Source organism: Burkholderia cepacia, from assembly GCF_001039005.1.
GTDB lineage: Bacteria > Pseudomonadota > Gammaproteobacteria > Burkholderiales > Burkholderiaceae > Burkholderia > Burkholderia theae.
Map to the genome: position 1 here is coordinate 102,670 of NZ_LDWR01000050.1, position 15,716 is coordinate 118,385.

The window sequence follows — 15,716 nt, forward strand, 5'->3', positions numbered from 1 at the left end:
GCGGCCCGACGCCGGGCGGCGCCCATGCGTTGCTGCGGCGGGAATCCGAAGGAGGCTATTCGGCGCGATGGAACAGATCGATCATGTGCATCATGCTTTTGAGATGCAGGAAATGCGGCACCACCTTTTCGCTTCTTGCTGCGTAACGGGCAGTCCAGTGGTGGGCCAGTTCCTGCGTGGCGGCGGTGTTGCCGCGAACCGCGCGCGCGTCGGCCTCGCGCGCATCGAGGCATGCGCGTGCGTGCCGCGCGGCCGATCGGGCGAGTGCACCGGCGAGGATGCCGTGGTGCCCCAGTGCGAGCCGCGGCGCGTGCAGCTGCTCGATGACGCCCAGCGAGTGCCGATACGCAAACAGATCCTGAAAGACCAGCGGCAGCCAGTGGGTGGCACCGTGAAACTCGCCGAGCGCATCCGACACGAAACCGATATCCAGCTGCGGGCAGTAGTAGCCGAACTGGCAACGGCTGTGGCCCGGCAGTGCGATCGTGCGAATCTGCATCCCGCCGCCGATGTCGAGCTGCGTGCCCGGATTGACCGGGTAGAACGGCAGGTCGGACAGCTCGGTGAAGTCGATACCGACGGCGGGCGCCCACGACCGTGACGCGTGCGCGTCGAGCTGACGGATGGTGCGGCAGGCCGACGGGCTCTGGAACGCATCGAACGCGTCGGGAGAACCGGATACATGGAGCCACGGCATGCGCGACTTGAGCGTCATCAGCAGGCTGCAATGGTCATAGTGCGAGTGGGTGATCAGCCAGTAGCGCAGATGCCGGATGCCGCCGAAGTCCCGCAGCAGATCGTGAAGTTGCTGCCACACGAGTTCCGTCATGCCGCTCAGGCCGCCCTCGATCAGCGTCGCGGCCTCGTCGTTGACGATCACGTACAGCGGCACGTCAGCCGTGCCGACGAGGGCCAGCCGCGGCTCGATCCACCCCGGGGAAGCGTTCAGCATGTCGTTCAGCTCCGATAGAGCGCACAGGCCCAGGTCGCGCCCGCGCCGTAGGTCACGAAGAGGTTGAGCTGCCCGGCCGGCATGCGGCCTTGCTCGCGCGCGATGGCGAGCGCGACCGGAAACGCCGCGCTTGCCATGTTGCCCAGCTGATCCACGGAAATCATGCAGCGCTCGCGGGGCAGACCGAGCCGCTCGATGACCGCGTCGAGGATGCGCAGGTTCGGCTGATGCGGCACGACCAGGCCGATATCTCCGATCGTCAGCCGGTGCTTGTCGAGCATCTGCCGGCACGCGTCGACGATGCGTCGCGTGGCGTCTTCGAACATGGGCCCGCCTTTCATCCGGAAGTAATGCCGGCCGGCCGCGATGTCGTCTTCGTCGATGAAGCGCGGGCGTCGCGCGCCGGGCGCTTCGGTGCTGAGCAGATCGAACTGGGTGCCGTCGGCGCCGAGCGTCAGGTCGATCAGCCCGTGCGCCGGGTGGTCCGTCGCTTGCAGCAGCAGCGCGGCGGCGCCGTCGCTCAGCAGGATCGACAGATTCCGGCCGGCATTGCTGGTGTCGATCCGCCGCGACAGCGCCTCGGCGCAGATCAGCAGCACGTTGCGATACAGGCCGCTCGCGAGGAAATGGCGCGCGATCTCGACCCCGTAGAGCCCGCCGCTGCATTGCGCGCGGATATCGAAGCACGGAATCTCCCGCAAGCCGAGCCGGGGCTGGATGTAGCACGCCTGCGACGGATCGTGATGATCCGGCGACAGCGTATTGACGATCAGCAGATCGACGTCCTGCGCGCTGACGCCCGCGTCGGCCATCGCCCGTTCCGCGGCCGGGCACGCGAGATCCGCCAGATGCTGATCGGGGGCGAGATAGCGTCGCGCGACGACGCCGGTTCGTTCGCGAATGAACGCGTCGCTGGTGTCGATCATGCCGGCGACTTCGTCGTTGCTGACGATCCGGTCCGGCAGCGCGTGGCCCATCCCGGCGATAACGAGTCTGGCGGTCATGCCCGCACCTCCTGCTCCGTGACGGCGGCGATGGTTTCGCCCGCATCGGTCACGACGGTTTCGCCCCAGCGCCACAATTGCGCGCCGAAGCCCCAGCCGGCGCCTGCGCCGGCAATCACGACCAACGATCCCGGCCGGATCACGCCTTCCCGGATCGACTCGAACAATGCAAACGGCACGGCGGCCGACACGAGGCACGCACAATCGGCCACGCGAATCACGTATTGGTCGGGCTTGAGCCCGAGCCGCTGGGCCCATGCGCGCACGAGCAGCGCCGACGGCTGATGGAACACCATCGCATCGACGTCGGCGATGTTCGTTCCGCTCCGCTGCAACAGCCGCTCGACGATATCGGGAATGGCCACCGGCATGAAGCGCGAGATCGCCTCCTGCGCTTCGGGCTTGAGCGTGAAATACACGCCGAACGGATTGTCGGCGTCGGTTGCCGCGTCATCGTCAGCCGCCGCCCGGGCGTTGCGCCACTGCATCGTCACGAGGTCGTAGTGCGTTGCATCGCTGCGATACGCGGCATCCAGCCAGTCGGCACCGCCGGGATCGGCCGGCTCGGCGACGAGCACGGCCGCGGCCGCGCCATCGCCGAAGTTCGTCGACGATTTGCTGGTGTAGTCGACCACCGCCGACATGCGCTCCGACGAGCACACCAGCGCGCGCTTCACGCGTCCCTGCTTGATGAGGTTGGTCGCGATCTGCAGTTGCAGCACGAAGCTCGCGCATTCCATCTCGACATCGGCGTCGAGCGCGCGCATGGCGCCGAGCCGGTCGCGCAGCGCGCGCGACAGCCGCGGCGCGAAACGGCGCCGGCCGTCGGTGAGCGAGACGAACGGCGACGTCATGTTGAACAGCACCAGATCGAGTTCGGCGGCCTCCACGCCGGCACGGGCGAGTGCGTCGCGCGCCGTGCGCTCGGCCAGCGCGAGCTCGGATTCGCCGGCATCGGGATCGATCATGTAGCGCGATTCGATGCCCCAGAATTGCCACCATTCCGACGGAATGGGCTCGACGCCCGCGAACACGGGATCGTCGTTGGGGACCTGGCGCGCCGGCAGGCGGCACGCGAGACTTGCGATTCGAACGTTGTGCACCATCAGACCTCCATCGTGCTGCAGGCGATGCGCGGCCTGAACGGATCCAGCGTCATGGTGACCACCGACCGTTCATCCTCACGCAACGACATCGAATGTGCGACGCGGGACGCGAGCCACGCGGGCAGCTGGAACGGGTTAGGGATGTCCGTCGAACCGGCGACGACATCGATGTGGAAATCGCGACCCACGCCGGTGGCGATCGATGGCCATCCGCTCAACCACGATTCGCAAAACAGCGTGGCGGCGCGCCGGTCGATGCGGCTCTGCACCGCGTCGACCATCGCGCGCACCGCGGTGGCCGCATTGGCCGGTTCGGCGTCGAAGCGACCGGTTGCGTGATCGAACCGGCTCTCGAAGCGGGCCAGTGACAGGATGCCGTTCACGCGCCGGGCAGGCAGCGCGTCGAGCGTCGCGAACGGAGGCGAATCGAGGTCCGCGTAGCGGCTGGCATCGACGCGGTCCTGGCCGGCAGGCGTCAGGACGATCGCCCCCGCGCCGTCGGCGAAGCCGCTCGCGGCCACCTGTTCGACGTCCGCGAGTGCCTCCGCGCGAACGACGATCGCGCGCCGATAGCCGAGCTGTTTGCAATGGCTTTGCGCGAGATCGAGTGCGAGCGTCCAGTCCGCGTCGAGCAGATCGAACACGACCGCATGCCGCGCACGCAGGTCGCGCTGCACCGAGTGCGCCAGCCGCGGCCCGGCGATCGTCGGCGCGTCCGCCATCCGGCTGGGAGAAATCGACAGGCTGACGATCAGATCCAGTTCCGACGGCAGGCAACCGGCTTGCTGCAGCGCCTGCCTGGCTGCCTTGATCGCGTAATCGTTGGCGCAGGATTGCGCGGTGATCGCGGGGTCCGGAATGGCCACCGCGGCGCCGAGAATTTTCATAAGGCGTGCTCGTTGAGGACTGCTTGATTCAGGGGATGCGTCGCGCCATGACCTGCCTGCCGGAGCACGGCGCGCCGCAATTTTCCCGATTCGTTGCGTGGCAAACCGCCGGCGTGATAGGTCACGCGATGCGGACATTTGTACGGCGCAATCACGTTCTTGACGTGCTGCTGCAGCTGCGTCGTCAACGCGTCCGAGCCGCCGACGCCCGGTCGCAGCACCACATGCGCGCAGATGAGCGTGCCGCCCCATTCGTCGATCTGTCCGACGACGCCGCATTCGGCGATATCGGGATGGCGCAGCAACGCCTGCTCCACTTCGCCGGGAGATACCGTGTAGCCGGAGCTGATGATCATGTCGTCGGCGCGCGCCTGATAGAACAGATAACCGTCCTCGTCCAGGTAGGCGCTGTCGCCCGTCAGGTTCCAGCCGTGCTTGACGTAGTCGCGTTGCCGCGCGTCATTCAGGTAGCGGCACCCGGTCGGCCCCTGTACGGCCAGATAGCCGATTTCGTAGGGCGGCAGGCATTGGCCGTGCTCGTCCACGACGGCAAGGCGGTAACCGGGCACGGCCTTGCCGATTGCGCCGTCCTTCGCGCCGGTGTCGCCGGTCGACGCGAAGATATGCAGCATCTCGGTCGACCCGATTCCATCGATCAGGTGCAGGCCGGTGCGCTCCCGCCATGCGTCGCGCGTCCAGGACGGGAGCGCTTCACCCGCCGACACGCATTTGCGCAGGGACGACAGGTCATGCGTGTCGAGATGGTCGAGCATGGCCCGATAGGCCGCCGGCGCCGTAAACAGGATGCTGACCCGATGCCGGTCGATGGCGGCCAGCAGCCGCTCCGGGCTCGCTTTCGTCAACAGCACGACGCTTGCGCCGACACTGATCGGAAACAGCAGCAGCGCGCCGAGGCCGAACGTGAACGCGAGCGGTGGCGACCCGCAGAAGACGTCATCGGCCGTGGGCCTGAGCACGTGCTGCGGAAAGCAGTGACAGGCCGCCATCACGTCACGATGAAAATGGACGGTAGCCTTCGGTTCCCCGGTCGTCCCCGACGTGAACGCGATGAGGCAAGGATCGTCCGCGCGCGTGTCGGCCGCCGCGAATGCCGCTGAATAGCCGCCGAGCCAGTGCGCGTGCGGATGCGTGTCGTCCGTTTCGTAGTACCGAACGTCGCCGCGCCACTGAATGCGCGCGATCGCCGTGTCAAGCTCGGTCGACAGCCCGGCTTCGCAGATGACGTGCGTGACCCGGGCTCGCCCGATGACGGTCGACAGTTCTCCCGCGCGCAGCTTCGGCATCGTCGCGACGGCCACGCCGCCGGCCTTGACCACGCCGAACCACGCGGCGGCCAGCATCGGATGATTGGCGCCGTGCAGCAGCACCCGATTGCCGGCCACCAGGCCCGCATCGCGGACCAGCATGTTGGCGATCCGGTTGCCGGCATCGCGCAACTCGCGATATGACCACGTGATGCCCGACTCGGTCCTGATCGCAACGCGATCGCCCCAGCCCCGTTCCTCGACTGCGGTATCCAGCAGCGCGGCGGCGCAATTGAGAAACGGCGGAAACTGCAGCCCCGGCAACTCGAAGACAAACGTCGGCCAATCTTCGGCAGGGGGCAGGTTCGCGCGGCAAAAGTCGTCCATCATCAGCGCTCGCAAGAGTGTGAGTTCGAAGTCCGCGATAGCGGTGCGGCGCCGGCCGGGCCGTTTGATCGGGCCCGTCCCGCGCAACCTGAATCGCGATGCCAAAGAGGCGTGGTCGGGGCGGCAGGCACATGTCGCCGCGCGACGCACGGAGAGCCCGGTCAATCACATGATGGCTTGCCGGTTTTTATGGATTTATTCCGTCTCATTTGATTTTCAAAATAAACAATAATCGACCGATTTAATGCAGATTGCTTGGGGTCGGAAATTAATCGATCGATTTTGTGGGTTTAAAAAGCGTGCCGTAAGCTTAGCGGAATTAAAATTGGAAAGTAAATGGTAATGTGGGTTGGTGGTTGGAATTATTGATTGAAATCGATTCCATTAAGCATCGGCATTTGATCGAGTTAATCGATTTCGGTTAACCATCTCGCGATTTGTTGACTCCGATGGAATCTGGCTGCCGGAGCGCTGAATAAAGCAACGCGACGTTCACCGGGGCGAAACGAGCGTCGCGTCACGAAGCGGATTGCCCCGCGCGAAAGACGAATAACCCGCGCTCCCGGGAGCAGCGGGTTATTGAGTCGGTTTGGATGGGGAATCAGGGGGGGCGGGCGCCGGGGTCTCGGGTTGCGCCCATATGGATTTGCGTAATTGTATTAACGAATATTTTGTTTCAAGTGCGAAATCGGAATGTCTCGGTTAGAGGATTCGAGCGCATCCTAGCTGTCAAGCACCGATAAATCTTGCGGCAATGTCCGCTTGAACATCGCGAGAATCCTGCGCGCCGCCTTCGGCGGCAGCTCGATCGCATGCCGCACCGCCGCAGCGATCAACACCATCGTCAATTCCGAGAATGCCGCCAATTGCGCGTCGGGTACCGTCGGCGCGAGATCCCGTAGCGCACCCGTCAATAGCCCGGCCAGAAACACGCCGTCCGCCTGGTCGAGTTCCTGCAGCGCGCGGTCGGCTTGCGTCGCCCGCCAGATGTCCCGCATCAGCGGCTCGTCGACGAACATCTGGTAGTAGCTGTCGGTGATGCGGCACAGCGTGCCGTGCAGATCCTCGATCCGCTTCATCTTCGCCAGATCGCGCCGCACGCAGTCGTGCCCGACTGCGTTGTAGCGCTCCGCGAGCGTGCCGATCACGGCGGCCTTGTCCGGAAAGTACTGATAGAGCGAACCGAACGAGATGCCCGTGCGCTCGACGATGTCGCTCATCCGGAACGCATCGCAGCCTTTCTCGATCATGACTTCCGACGCGCACGCGAGGATGCGTTCGAACCGCTCGCGGCTGCGCTGCTGCGTCGGAACGAGCCGCGCGCGCGCCGGCGCGTCCGCTGCCGCCGCCGCTTCAGGCTCGTCGTTCTGCCCCGATTTTTGTCGACCCATGCCGCCTCCGGAAAAACTTGACGTTGCTAATGCGAGAGTCTATCGTGTTTTTGAAACGCGAGACATTCTCGTATTTTAACCCAAGGAGACGCACATGTCGGCACTTCCCATCCTCATCGTCGGCGGTTCGGGCAAGACGGGCGCCCGCGTCGATGCGCGGCTACGCGCACGCGGCATCGCCACCCGGCCCGTGTCGCGCACGTCGGCCGTTCGCTTCGACTGGACGGCGCCCGCGACCTGGCCCGCCGCGCTCGACGGCGTGTCGGCCGCGTACGTGACCTACCAGCCCGACCTGGCCGTCGACGGCGCGGTGGAAGCGATCGCCGCATTCGCGCGGCTCGCGCGTGACAGCGGCGTCGAGCGTGTGGTGCTGTTGTCGGGGCGCGGCGAGCCACGCGCGCAGGCGGCCGAGGCCGCGCTGCAGGCGTCAGGTGTGGGCTGGGGTGTGGTGCGCGCGAGCTGGTTCAACCAGAACGTCTCCGAGGGCTACCTGATCGACGGCGTGCTGGCCGGCGAGGTCGCGCTGCCGGCCGGTGCGGTGCGCGAGCCGTTCGTCGATGCGGACGACATCGCGGACGTGGCCGTGGCCGCGCTCACCGATGCACGGTTCGCGAACCGCGTGATCGAGGTGACGGGGCCGCGCGCGCTGACGTTCGCCGAAGCGGTCGGCGAGATCGCGCGAGCGGCCGGCCGGCCGATCGCTTATCGCGAGATTCCGCCGGACGCGTTCGTCGCGGCGCTGCGCGAGGTTGGCGTGCCGGAGCCGGTCGTCGCGCTGCTCGACGAACTGTTCGGCGTGGTGCTCGACGGGCGCAACAGCGCGGTGATGCACGGCATCGAGGAGACGCTCGGGCGGCCCGCGCGCGATTTCTCCGACTATGCGCGTGCGACGGCCGCGACCGGCGTGTGGAGTGCATGACCATGATCGCGCTCGTGACTTCCGCGTTGCTGTGGGGTTCGGCCATCGGCTGCGGGCTGATGGCCGGCGTGTACTTCGCGTTCTCGACGTTCGTGATGACGTCGCTCGCACGGATCGCGCCGCATGCCGGCGTGGCCGCGATGAATGCGATCAACGTCGACATCGTGCGTTCGCCGTTCATGCCGCTGTTCCTCGGCACGACGCTGATGGCGCTCTCGCTGGTCGTGATCGCGCTGTTCGATCGCGACCAGCCGGGCGCGATGGCGGCGGTCGCGGGCGGCGTGCTCTACGTGTTCGGCATGTTCGCGGTGACGATGGCCGTCAACGTGCCGCTCAACGATGCGCTTGCCGTGGCCGATCCGCTCACGACGCACGGCGCGGCGCTGTGGACGCGCTACGTGCACGACTGGACGATGTGGAATCACGTGCGCACGGTGGCGTCGGCGGCCGCGTGCGTGTTTTTCATCGCGGGGATTGCGGCGCGGTAGCGCCGCCGTCGCGCCGAACCCGCGCTACGCATAAAACGCCGACGGCGACACGCCGAAATGCCGCTTGAACATCGCGGAGAACGCGCTCTGGCTGCTGTAGCCGTGATCCATCGCGACGGTCAGCACTTTCTCGCCGTGCGCCAGACGCTTGAGCGCGAGCAGCAGCCGTGCCTGCTCGCGCCAGCGGCGGAAGCTGAGCCCCGTCTCGCGGCGGAACGCGCGATGCAGCGTACGCACCGACAGGCCGAGCACGTCGGCCCACTCGGCGATCGTGCGCAGGTCGTCGGGCGCGGCGACGAGCGTGTCGCAGATCGTCCGCAGGCGCGCGTCGTGCGGCCAGGGCAGGTACAGCGGCAGCAGCGGCGCGACCGTCACCTCGGCGAGCAGCAGGTGCATCAGGTGATCGTGGCGCGAGCCAGGCGCGTAGTCGAGCGGCACGTCAACTGCGGCGAGGATCAGCTCGCGCAGCAGCGGATGCACTTCCACGACGCAGCTCCGCGCGGGCAGGTGCTCGACCGCGCCGGGCTCGACGAACACGGTGCGCATCTGCACGTCGCCGCTCATCTGCACCGTATGGTCGAGGCCCGCTTCGAGCCACACGCCGCGCGTCGGCGGCACGACCCACGACGCACCTTCGGACTGCACGTGCATCACGCCCTCGATCGCATAGAGCAATTGCGCGCGGCGATGGCGGTGCGGCTCGATGAACGTGCCGTGCGCGTATGTCGCCGCCATCGCCGACACGGGCATCGGTGTCGATTCGTAGCGCAGGTGCGCGAAGGGCGGGGTGGACTCGATTGTCCGATTGGCGATAAGTCCTGACATTTTGGCGTGAGACAGGCAGTTGGGCGGGCGGGCACGATGGCGTTCCGATGCACGCCAGACCCCTGTCACGATATTAATCCGTCAAACGCGATGAACAAGTCTCCTTTTCTGTTTCCCTTCTGCGCGATCGCGCTGTGGGCCGGCAACGTCGTCGTGTCGAAGCTGTCGGCATCGACGATCGACCCGTCGGCGATCACGTTCTACCGGCTGCTGCTCGCCGTCGCGCTGATGAGCTTGTTCACGTTGCGTCCCGCGTGGCGCAACCGCGCGGCGCTCGTCGCGCACCTGCCGAAGCTCGCGGTGCTCGGCTTTCTCGCGATGGCGCTGTTCCAGAGCCTGTCCTACGAGGCCGCGAAAACGACGAGCGCGACCAACATGGCGATCATCACCGCGCTCGTGCCGCTGATGACGATGGCGCTCAGCTCGCTGCTGCTCGGCGATCCGCCGGGCGCGGGCATGGTGGCCGGCGGGATGCTGTCGCTCGCGGGCGTCGTGTACCTGATCGCCGAAGGGCACCCGACCGCGATCGCCGCGCGCGGCGTGCATGCGGGCGACCTGCTGATGCTGGCCGCGTCGGCCGCGTATGCGCTCTACGGCGTGCTGCTCAAGCGCTGGCGCATCGGTGCGCTGCCGGCGTGGCAGTCGACCTACGTGCAGGCGCTCGCCGCGCTCGTGTTCATGGTGCCGATGTTGCTGCGGCTGCCCGCGCAAGCCGCGTGGCCGACACGCGCGAGCGTGCCGCTGATCCTGTACGCCGGCGTGCTGGCGTCGGTGGTGTTGCCCTATCTGTGGATGCAGGGCGTGCGGCTGCTCGGCCCGAGCCGCTGCGCGATGTTCATGAACCTGCTGCCCGTGATGACGGCCGGCGGCGCGATCGTGCTGCTCGGCGAATCGCTGCGGCTTTATCACCTGATCGGCGGGGGTGTCGCGCTGCTCGGCGTGGCGCTCGCGCAGCGGTTCCCGTTTCAGGCGGGCGCGTCGCAGGGCGCTCGGCAATGAGCGGCGCTCGCGACCTGCAGGACCCGATCGCCGCGCTGCCGGACGGGCGCGCACCCGTTGCCGTGTCGTCGCTCGCGCGTCAGCTCGAACGGATCGCGGTGGCGCTCGAAGCGATGGCGCACACCGGGCGGCCGGCGGCCGTCGATTTCGAGGCGGCCGTCGCATTCCGCTGGCGCGGCTTCGGCGGCGGTCATCACGCGGCACCGCTCGAGCCGATCCCGTCGCCCGCGCTCGTCGCGTTCGACGCGCTGCGCAACGTCGGCCGTCAGGCCGCGATCGTCGAACGGAACACGCGGCAGTTCGTGCGCGGGTTCGCGGCCAATCACGTGCTGCTGACCGGCGCGCGCGGCACCGGCAAGTCGTCGCTCGTGAAGGCGTGCCTGCACGCGTTCGCGGCGCACGGGTTGCGGCTGATCGAGGTCAGCAAGGAAGGGCTGAACGACCTGCCGGCGATCGTCGAGCTGGTGCGCGCGCGGCCCGAGCGCTACATCGTGTTTTGCGACGACCTGTCGTTCGAGGCGGGCGAGACCGGTTACAAGGGGCTGAAGACCGTGCTCGACGGATCGGTCGCGAGCGACCTGTCGAACGTGCTGGTGTACGCGACGTCCAATCGTCGCCACCTGATGCCCGAGCACGCGAGCGACAACGCGAACGTGTCCCGCGCGGAGAATGGCGAACTGCGTCCCGGCGATGCGGTCGAGGAGCGGATCTCGCTGTCGGAGCGCTTCGGGATCTGGGTCACGTTCTACGGCTTCACGCAGGACGAATACCTGGCCGTCGTCGACAGCCGTCTCGGCGCGGCAGGTTTCGACGCCGAGCAGATCCGTGCGGCGCGCGAGCCCGCGCTGCAGTGGGCGCTCGAACGCGGCGCGCGCTCGGGCCGCATCGCCGTGCAGTTCGCGCGCGATTACGCGGGGCGGTTTGTCGAAGAAGACGGCTCGGAAGAACGCGAACCCGTGCGGCGAACGGGCTGAGCGCCGCGCTACTGCCGCCGCTCGGACAACCCACGGAACGCGACGTCAGGCACGACGCAACACATCGGCCTGATGCTGTCCCGGGCCGGGTCAGAGATCGCTGACGACCCGGGCGACGAACGCGGCGATGGCCGTGTCGTTGCGGGCGACGAAGATCCACCGGCCGACCGGTGTCGCGACAATCAGGCCCGCGTCGCGCAGCAGCGCGATGTGGGCCGAGACGGTCGATTGCGATAACCCGCTGCGCGTCACGATCGACGCGAGCGGTACGCCGTGGCACGAATGGAGGCGCGCCGCGCGCGGGAACGTGTCCGGTGAGTCCGGCGATTTCAGCCAGCGCAGCACGTCCCGTCGAAACGGATGCGCGAGCGCCTTATGAATGACGTTGAGGTCGGTCATCGCACACGCCGGATCAGCGCCGCCCCATGCAGCGATGCACGAGCGCGGCGGCGAGCCCGGCCGCGATGCCGAACGCGACCACGCCATGCCAGCCGAAGCGGGCCATCAGCGCGCCGCTGACGGTTGCGCCGAGCGCGCCGCCGACGAAGGTCGCGGTCATGTAGAGGCTGTTGATGCGGCCCTGCGCCTTCGGATCGGCGGCAAATGCGCGCGTCTGGTTCGCGACCAGTCCGGCCTGCACGCCGATGTCGAGCACCACCACGCCGATCACGAGCAGCGCGAGCGAGTTGCCGGCGCCGGCCAGGATCAGGTAGGAGACCGTCACGATCGCGATGCCCAGGCCGATCACGCGCCGCGTGCCGATCCGGTCCGACGCCCGGCCGCCGATCATGGCGGCCAGCGCGCCCGCCGCGCCGATCAGGCCGAAACCGCCGGCCCACGCGCTGCCGAGGTGCCAGGGCCCGTCGGCGAGCAGCGCCGCGAGATTGACCCAGAACGCATTGAAGGCGGCCCACAGCAGCGCCTGCACGATCATCGATTCGCGGATCGGGCGATGCGTGCGCGCCAGCGTCCACAGCGACGCGAGCAGCCGGCCATAGGACAGCGTGGTGCTCGGCACGCCACGCGGCAGCAGCCACGCGGCGGCGATGCCCACCGGCACCATCGCGGCGGCCTCGACGCCATATACCGCGCGCCAGCCGTAGTGCGCGGCGATCAGGCCGCTGACCGCGCGGCCGAGCAGGATGCCGACCATGATGCCGGTGACCACCGTGCCGACATTGCGACCGCGTTCGGTGGGCGCCGACATCACGGCCGCGAACGGCACCAGTTGCTGGGGCACGCAACTGACCACCCCGAGCCCGAACGCGGCACCGACCAGCGCCCACACGCCCGGCGCGAACGACGACGCCACCGCGAACGCGAAGGCCAGTGCGATCTGGCCCAGTACCAGCTTGCGCCGATCGTAGCGGTCGCCGAGCGGCAGCAGCAGCGCCAGCCCGGTCGCGAAGCCGAGCAGCGCCGCGCCGGCCACCAGGTCGACCGTCGCCGGGTCGGCCTGCAGGTCCTGCGCGATCAGCGGCAGGATCGGTTGCGTGCAGTAGATGTTGGTCACCACCGCGCCGGCGATGGCGGCCATCGCGACGATCTTGCCGCGCGAGGCGGTGGCGGGCGGCGCGGCAGCCGCGACGGGCGGCATGCCGGATGCAAGGGGCAATTCGTTCATGGCGGGTTCCTTTCGTGGCGGTCCGTTTTCGCCGGCAGCGGATGCGGTCGGCGGGATGATCTGGACGCAGCCTACCGCCTTGCACTGGTAAAGATAATCCAGCAGAATTTGGAATCATCTTTCCGAAATTCGAGAGGCAACATGAACCGCCTCGAGTCGATGTCCCTGCTGGTGGCGGTGATCGATGCCGGCAGCATGTCGGCCGCCGCGCGCCAGCTCGGCATTCCGCTGGCGACCGTGAGCCGCAAGATCTCGGATCTCGAGACCTACCTGAATACGCGGCTGCTGCATCGCACGACCCGGCAACTGTCGCTGACCGAGGCCGGCGAGTCGTATGTCGCCGGTTGCCGGCGCATCCTCGACGACATCGCGGAAACCGAGCGCGCCGCCACCGGCGAATACGCGGCGCCGCGCGGCGAGTTGATCGTCACCGCGCCGATCGTGTTCGGGCGCCTGCATATCGTGCCGGTGGTGGCCGCGTTCCTCGCCCACTATCCCGAGATCGACGTGCGCCTGGTGCTGACGGACCGCGTCACCCATCTGATGGAAGAACAGATCGATGTCGCGCTGCGGATCGGCGAGTTGCCCGACAGCACCTTCATGGCGACCCGTGTCGGCAGCGTGCGCCGTGTGATCTGCGCGAGTCCCGCCTACCTCGCGGCACATGGCGCGCCCGAAGCGCCCGGCGATCTGGCGCAGCATCAATGCATTACCTTCGAGGTGCTGGCGTCGCGGCGCGCGTGGGTGTTCGACGGCGAGAAGGGCGAACTGACGGTGCCCGTCCACTCACGCTTCGCCGTGAATACGGCCGAAGCGGCCATCGATGCCGCCGTGCTCGGCGTGGGGCTGATCCGCGTGCTGTCGTATCAGGTCGCGCAGGCACTGCGCGATCGCATGCTGGACGTGGTACTCGATGCGTTCGAATCGCAGCCGCTGCCGGTCAGCCTCGTGCACAAGGGGCAGGCGCCGATGCCGCTGAAACTGCGCGCGTTTCTCGATTTCGTCGCGCCACGGCTGCGTGAGCGTATTGCGGAGTTGACGCCTGATTCGGGACCGCGCACCGGCTAGGATCTGTTGACACGATCGGTGTGCCCGCCAGCCTGTCTCCCCGTCTGCGCGCGCAGGACACGCTCCATTGCCGAGCGCAGCTTGTCGCTTGGCACCGGCTTGTGCAGCAGCATGAAGCCGTCGTGTTTCGACCGGCCGGGCCGGCGCGCCGTCGTGTCGCCGGTGATCAGCATCGCCGGAATGGCCGTGTTGTACTCGTCGCGCAGCCGCGAGATCGCACCGATTCCGTTCTCGTCACCGTGCAGGTGCAGATCGCAGATCAGCAAGGTCGGGCGTACGTCGTCCGACGCCAGGTGTGCGATGGCCTCGCTTGCCGACGCGGCCGCGACGACCCGGTAGCCCCATTGCGCGAGCAGGATCGACATCCCGGTGCGGATGGCCGATTCGTCGTCGATCACGACCACGAGGTGGGCGGCGGCCGCGGCCGCGTCGACGGCGATCTCGTCCGCAACGGCACCGGGTGGCCGGGCGGTCGCGGGCATCCGCGCCACCTGCAGTTCGAAGCACGAGCCCCGCCCGGGCGCGGAGCGCAGCGTCAGCGGACAATCCAGCAGCTCGGCCAGGCGCCGCACGATTGCCAGCCCGAGACCCATGCCCTGTTCGTGCCCGCGGCCATGATGGGTCAACTGATAGTAGTCGTCGAACACGCGGTCCTGCTGATCGGCCGGGATGCCGCGCCCGGTGTCGATGACTTGCACGCGCACGTGCGTGCGGGTGCGCCGGCAGCCGACGACGATGCGTCCGGCGTCGGTATAGCGCACCGCGTTCGACAGCAGATTGCGCACGATGCGCTCGAGCAGTACCGGATCGGAGTCGATGACGACGGTGCTGCGCACGTACGTCAGTTGCAACCCCTTCGCATGCGCATCGACGGCCACGTCGCTACACACGCGCTCCAGCATCGTGTCGATCGCGAACGGTCGGCGATGCACGGGCACGACGCCCGCGTCGAGCCGCGAGATGTCCAGGATCGCGGTGAACAGTTCGTCCATTGCATTGACGGACTGGTTGATGCGTTCGACGAGCAGCGCACCGTCGGTGGGCATCTGAACGTGCCGCAACGCGCCGACGAACAGGCTGAGCGCATGGACGGGCTGGCGGAGGTCGTGGCTCGCGGCCGCGAGAAAGCGCGATTTGACGTGCGAGGCCTCGGTGGCGAGATCCTTCTGCTGACGGAAGTTTTCGGCGAGCTGTGCGGCGCGCTGGCGCTCATGTTCGGCGATCCGCTGCGCGTCGATCAACTGGAGCTGCATTTCGATCTGGTCGCGGAATTCCTCGACGAGCCGGATGTACCGTTCCGAATATGCATTTTCCTTGCAGTCGAGCACGCAAATCGTGCCGAACGTCGTGCGGTCGGGCCAGTGGATCGGCAGGCCGAGATACGAGACCATGTTGACGCGCAGGTCCGGGTTGTCGTGCCATTGCGCCGATTGCCGCGCATCGGGCACCACCAGCGAGCGGTCGCTCTCGATCACGGCTTCGCAATAGAGCCCCGAGCCGGACAGTTCGGCCGATTCGCCCTGATAGAACGGATTGGTTTCGTTGCGGCTGGCCACCACCACCTGGATGTCCTTGCCGACATGGCGCATGATCAGCCCGGCCGGCACGCCGACGATATCCGCCATCAGGTCGACGAGGCGTTGCCATCGCTCGATCACCTCCGCGGCGAGATCGAACGGGCCGTCAGGGTCGGTCGGCGCATCGGGCGATGTGTGACCGTCCGTGGGTCGAGGCGTGGAAGCCATCTGCGATCCCGCTGGCGATGAGGATGACGAAAATCTAGGCGATTCGCGTCGGGTTGGCAATTCGCGCGGTGCACCTCCCGCG

At 67.5% G+C, this 15,716-nt stretch carries 15 protein-coding genes; 5 read left to right on the forward strand and 10 right to left on the reverse strand.

Going from position 1 to position 15,716, the window contains the following annotated elements; all coding sequences use genetic code 11:
• Positions 1-55: 55 nt before the first annotated feature.
• The 6 genes from VL15_RS27960 to VL15_RS27985 all read right to left on the reverse strand — a co-directional run bounded on the left by VL15_RS27960 (position 56) and on the right by VL15_RS27985 (position 6,992).
• Positions 56-952, reverse strand: a complete 897-nt coding sequence (locus tag VL15_RS27960; RefSeq protein ID WP_048249929.1) for an MBL fold metallo-hydrolase — start codon at positions 950-952, stop codon at positions 56-58.
• A gap of 5 nt (positions 953-957) precedes the next feature.
• Entirely contained in the window at positions 958-1,956 is a 999-nt protein-coding gene (locus tag VL15_RS27965) for a ketoacyl-ACP synthase III (protein WP_048249930.1), read from the reverse strand.
• Positions 1,953-3,062 carry a 3-oxoacyl-ACP synthase III family protein gene (locus VL15_RS27970; RefSeq protein WP_048249931.1) on the reverse strand — a complete coding sequence of 370 codons (1,110 nt, stop codon included), beginning with the start codon at positions 3,060-3,062 and terminating at the stop codon, positions 1,953-1,955. The genes VL15_RS27965 and VL15_RS27970 overlap by 4 nt, the downstream gene beginning before the upstream one ends.
• On the reverse strand, positions 3,062-3,949 hold the full coding sequence (locus tag VL15_RS27975) for a hypothetical protein (protein WP_048249932.1): 888 nt from the start codon (positions 3,947-3,949) through the stop codon (positions 3,062-3,064). The genes VL15_RS27970 and VL15_RS27975 overlap by 1 nt, the downstream gene beginning before the upstream one ends.
• Positions 3,946-5,601, reverse strand: a complete 1,656-nt coding sequence (locus VL15_RS27980) for an AMP-binding protein (protein WP_048250053.1) — start codon at positions 5,599-5,601, stop codon at positions 3,946-3,948. Before VL15_RS27980 ends, VL15_RS27975 begins: the two co-directional genes overlap by 4 nt.
• A gap of 722 nt (positions 5,602-6,323) precedes the next feature.
• The gene (locus VL15_RS27985; protein WP_048249933.1) at positions 6,324-6,992 is read right to left on the reverse strand and encodes a TetR/AcrR family transcriptional regulator; all 669 of its coding nucleotides are present in this window, start codon (positions 6,990-6,992) and stop codon (positions 6,324-6,326) included.
• A 94-nt stretch (positions 6,993-7,086) separates the two neighbouring features.
• Here VL15_RS27985 and VL15_RS27990 point away from each other — a divergent pair, with 94 nt between their 5' ends.
• Both VL15_RS27990 and VL15_RS27995 read left to right on the forward strand, forming a co-directional pair.
• The gene (locus VL15_RS27990) at positions 7,087-7,911 is read left to right on the forward strand and encodes an NmrA family transcriptional regulator (RefSeq protein WP_048249934.1); all 825 of its coding nucleotides are present in this window, start codon (positions 7,087-7,089) and stop codon (positions 7,909-7,911) included.
• Between the two features lie 2 nt (positions 7,912-7,913).
• The gene (locus VL15_RS27995) at positions 7,914-8,399 is read left to right on the forward strand and encodes a DUF1772 domain-containing protein (protein WP_048249935.1); all 486 of its coding nucleotides are present in this window, start codon (positions 7,914-7,916) and stop codon (positions 8,397-8,399) included.
• A gap of 24 nt (positions 8,400-8,423) precedes the next feature.
• Here the strand turns inward: VL15_RS27995 and VL15_RS28000 are convergent, their stop codons facing one another.
• The gene (locus tag VL15_RS28000) at positions 8,424-9,224 is read right to left on the reverse strand and encodes an AraC family transcriptional regulator (RefSeq protein ID WP_048249936.1); all 801 of its coding nucleotides are present in this window, start codon (positions 9,222-9,224) and stop codon (positions 8,424-8,426) included.
• A gap of 90 nt (positions 9,225-9,314) precedes the next feature.
• Between VL15_RS28000 and VL15_RS28005 the strand changes: the two genes are divergently transcribed.
• Positions 9,315-10,223 (forward strand): DMT family transporter, encoded by a 909-nt coding sequence (locus VL15_RS28005; RefSeq protein WP_048249937.1) that lies wholly within the window; start codon positions 9,315-9,317, stop codon positions 10,221-10,223.
• Positions 10,220-11,197, forward strand: a complete 978-nt coding sequence (locus VL15_RS28010) for an ATP-binding protein (protein WP_053077715.1) — start codon at positions 10,220-10,222, stop codon at positions 11,195-11,197. The genes VL15_RS28005 and VL15_RS28010 overlap by 4 nt, the downstream gene beginning before the upstream one ends.
• Before the next feature lie 90 nt (positions 11,198-11,287).
• On the opposite strand, the gene VL15_RS28015 is transcribed toward VL15_RS28010, so the two are convergent.
• Both VL15_RS28015 and VL15_RS28020 read right to left on the reverse strand, forming a co-directional pair.
• Positions 11,288-11,596 carry an ArsR/SmtB family transcription factor gene (locus VL15_RS28015; protein WP_048249938.1) on the reverse strand — a complete coding sequence of 103 codons (309 nt, stop codon included), beginning with the start codon at positions 11,594-11,596 and terminating at the stop codon, positions 11,288-11,290.
• Between the two features lie 13 nt (positions 11,597-11,609).
• Complete coding sequence (locus VL15_RS28020; RefSeq protein WP_048249939.1) at positions 11,610-12,821, reverse strand: MFS transporter; 1,212 nt, start codon at positions 12,819-12,821, stop codon at positions 11,610-11,612.
• Between the two features lie 141 nt (positions 12,822-12,962).
• Here VL15_RS28020 and VL15_RS28025 point away from each other — a divergent pair, with 141 nt between their 5' ends.
• Positions 12,963-13,889 (forward strand): LysR family transcriptional regulator, encoded by a 927-nt coding sequence (locus tag VL15_RS28025; protein WP_048249940.1) that lies wholly within the window; start codon positions 12,963-12,965, stop codon positions 13,887-13,889.
• On the opposite strand, the gene VL15_RS28030 is transcribed toward VL15_RS28025, so the two are convergent.
• On the reverse strand, positions 13,886-15,634 hold the full coding sequence (locus VL15_RS28030; protein ID WP_053077716.1) for an ATP-binding protein: 1,749 nt from the start codon (positions 15,632-15,634) through the stop codon (positions 13,886-13,888). The genes VL15_RS28025 and VL15_RS28030 overlap by 4 nt on opposite strands.
• Between the last annotated feature and the right edge of the window lie 82 nt (positions 15,635-15,716).

Coding starts and splice junctions, on each gene's coding strand:
- VL15_RS28015 (WP_048249938.1), bottom strand. CDS start 11,596: ATGACCGACCTCAACGTCATTCATAAGGCGCTCGCGCATCCGTTTCGA.
- VL15_RS28010 (WP_053077715.1), top strand. CDS start 10,220: ATGAGCGGCGCTCGCGACCTGCAGGACCCGATCGCCGCGCTGCCGGAC.
- VL15_RS27985 (WP_048249933.1), bottom strand. CDS start 6,992: ATGGGTCGACAAAAATCGGGGCAGAACGACGAGCCTGAAGCGGCGGCG.
- VL15_RS28025 (WP_048249940.1), top strand. CDS start 12,963: ATGAACCGCCTCGAGTCGATGTCCCTGCTGGTGGCGGTGATCGATGCC.
- VL15_RS27990 (WP_048249934.1), top strand. CDS start 7,087: ATGTCGGCACTTCCCATCCTCATCGTCGGCGGTTCGGGCAAGACGGGC.
- VL15_RS27965 (WP_048249930.1), bottom strand. CDS start 1,956: ATGACCGCCAGACTCGTTATCGCCGGGATGGGCCACGCGCTGCCGGAC.
- VL15_RS28030 (WP_053077716.1), bottom strand. CDS start 15,634: ATGGCTTCCACGCCTCGACCCACGGACGGTCACACATCGCCCGATGCG.
- VL15_RS27960 (WP_048249929.1), bottom strand. CDS start 952: ATGCTGAACGCTTCCCCGGGGTGGATCGAGCCGCGGCTGGCCCTCGTC.
- VL15_RS28005 (WP_048249937.1), top strand. CDS start 9,315: ATGAACAAGTCTCCTTTTCTGTTTCCCTTCTGCGCGATCGCGCTGTGG.
- VL15_RS28000 (WP_048249936.1), bottom strand. CDS start 9,224: ATGTCAGGACTTATCGCCAATCGGACAATCGAGTCCACCCCGCCCTTC.
- VL15_RS28020 (WP_048249939.1), bottom strand. CDS start 12,821: ATGAACGAATTGCCCCTTGCATCCGGCATGCCGCCCGTCGCGGCTGCC.
- VL15_RS27995 (WP_048249935.1), top strand. CDS start 7,914: ATGATCGCGCTCGTGACTTCCGCGTTGCTGTGGGGTTCGGCCATCGGC.
- VL15_RS27975 (WP_048249932.1), bottom strand. CDS start 3,949: ATGAAAATTCTCGGCGCCGCGGTGGCCATTCCGGACCCCGCGATCACC.
- VL15_RS27980 (WP_048250053.1), bottom strand. CDS start 5,601: ATGGACGACTTTTGCCGCGCGAACCTGCCCCCTGCCGAAGATTGGCCG.
- VL15_RS27970 (WP_048249931.1), bottom strand. CDS start 3,062: ATGGTGCACAACGTTCGAATCGCAAGTCTCGCGTGCCGCCTGCCGGCG.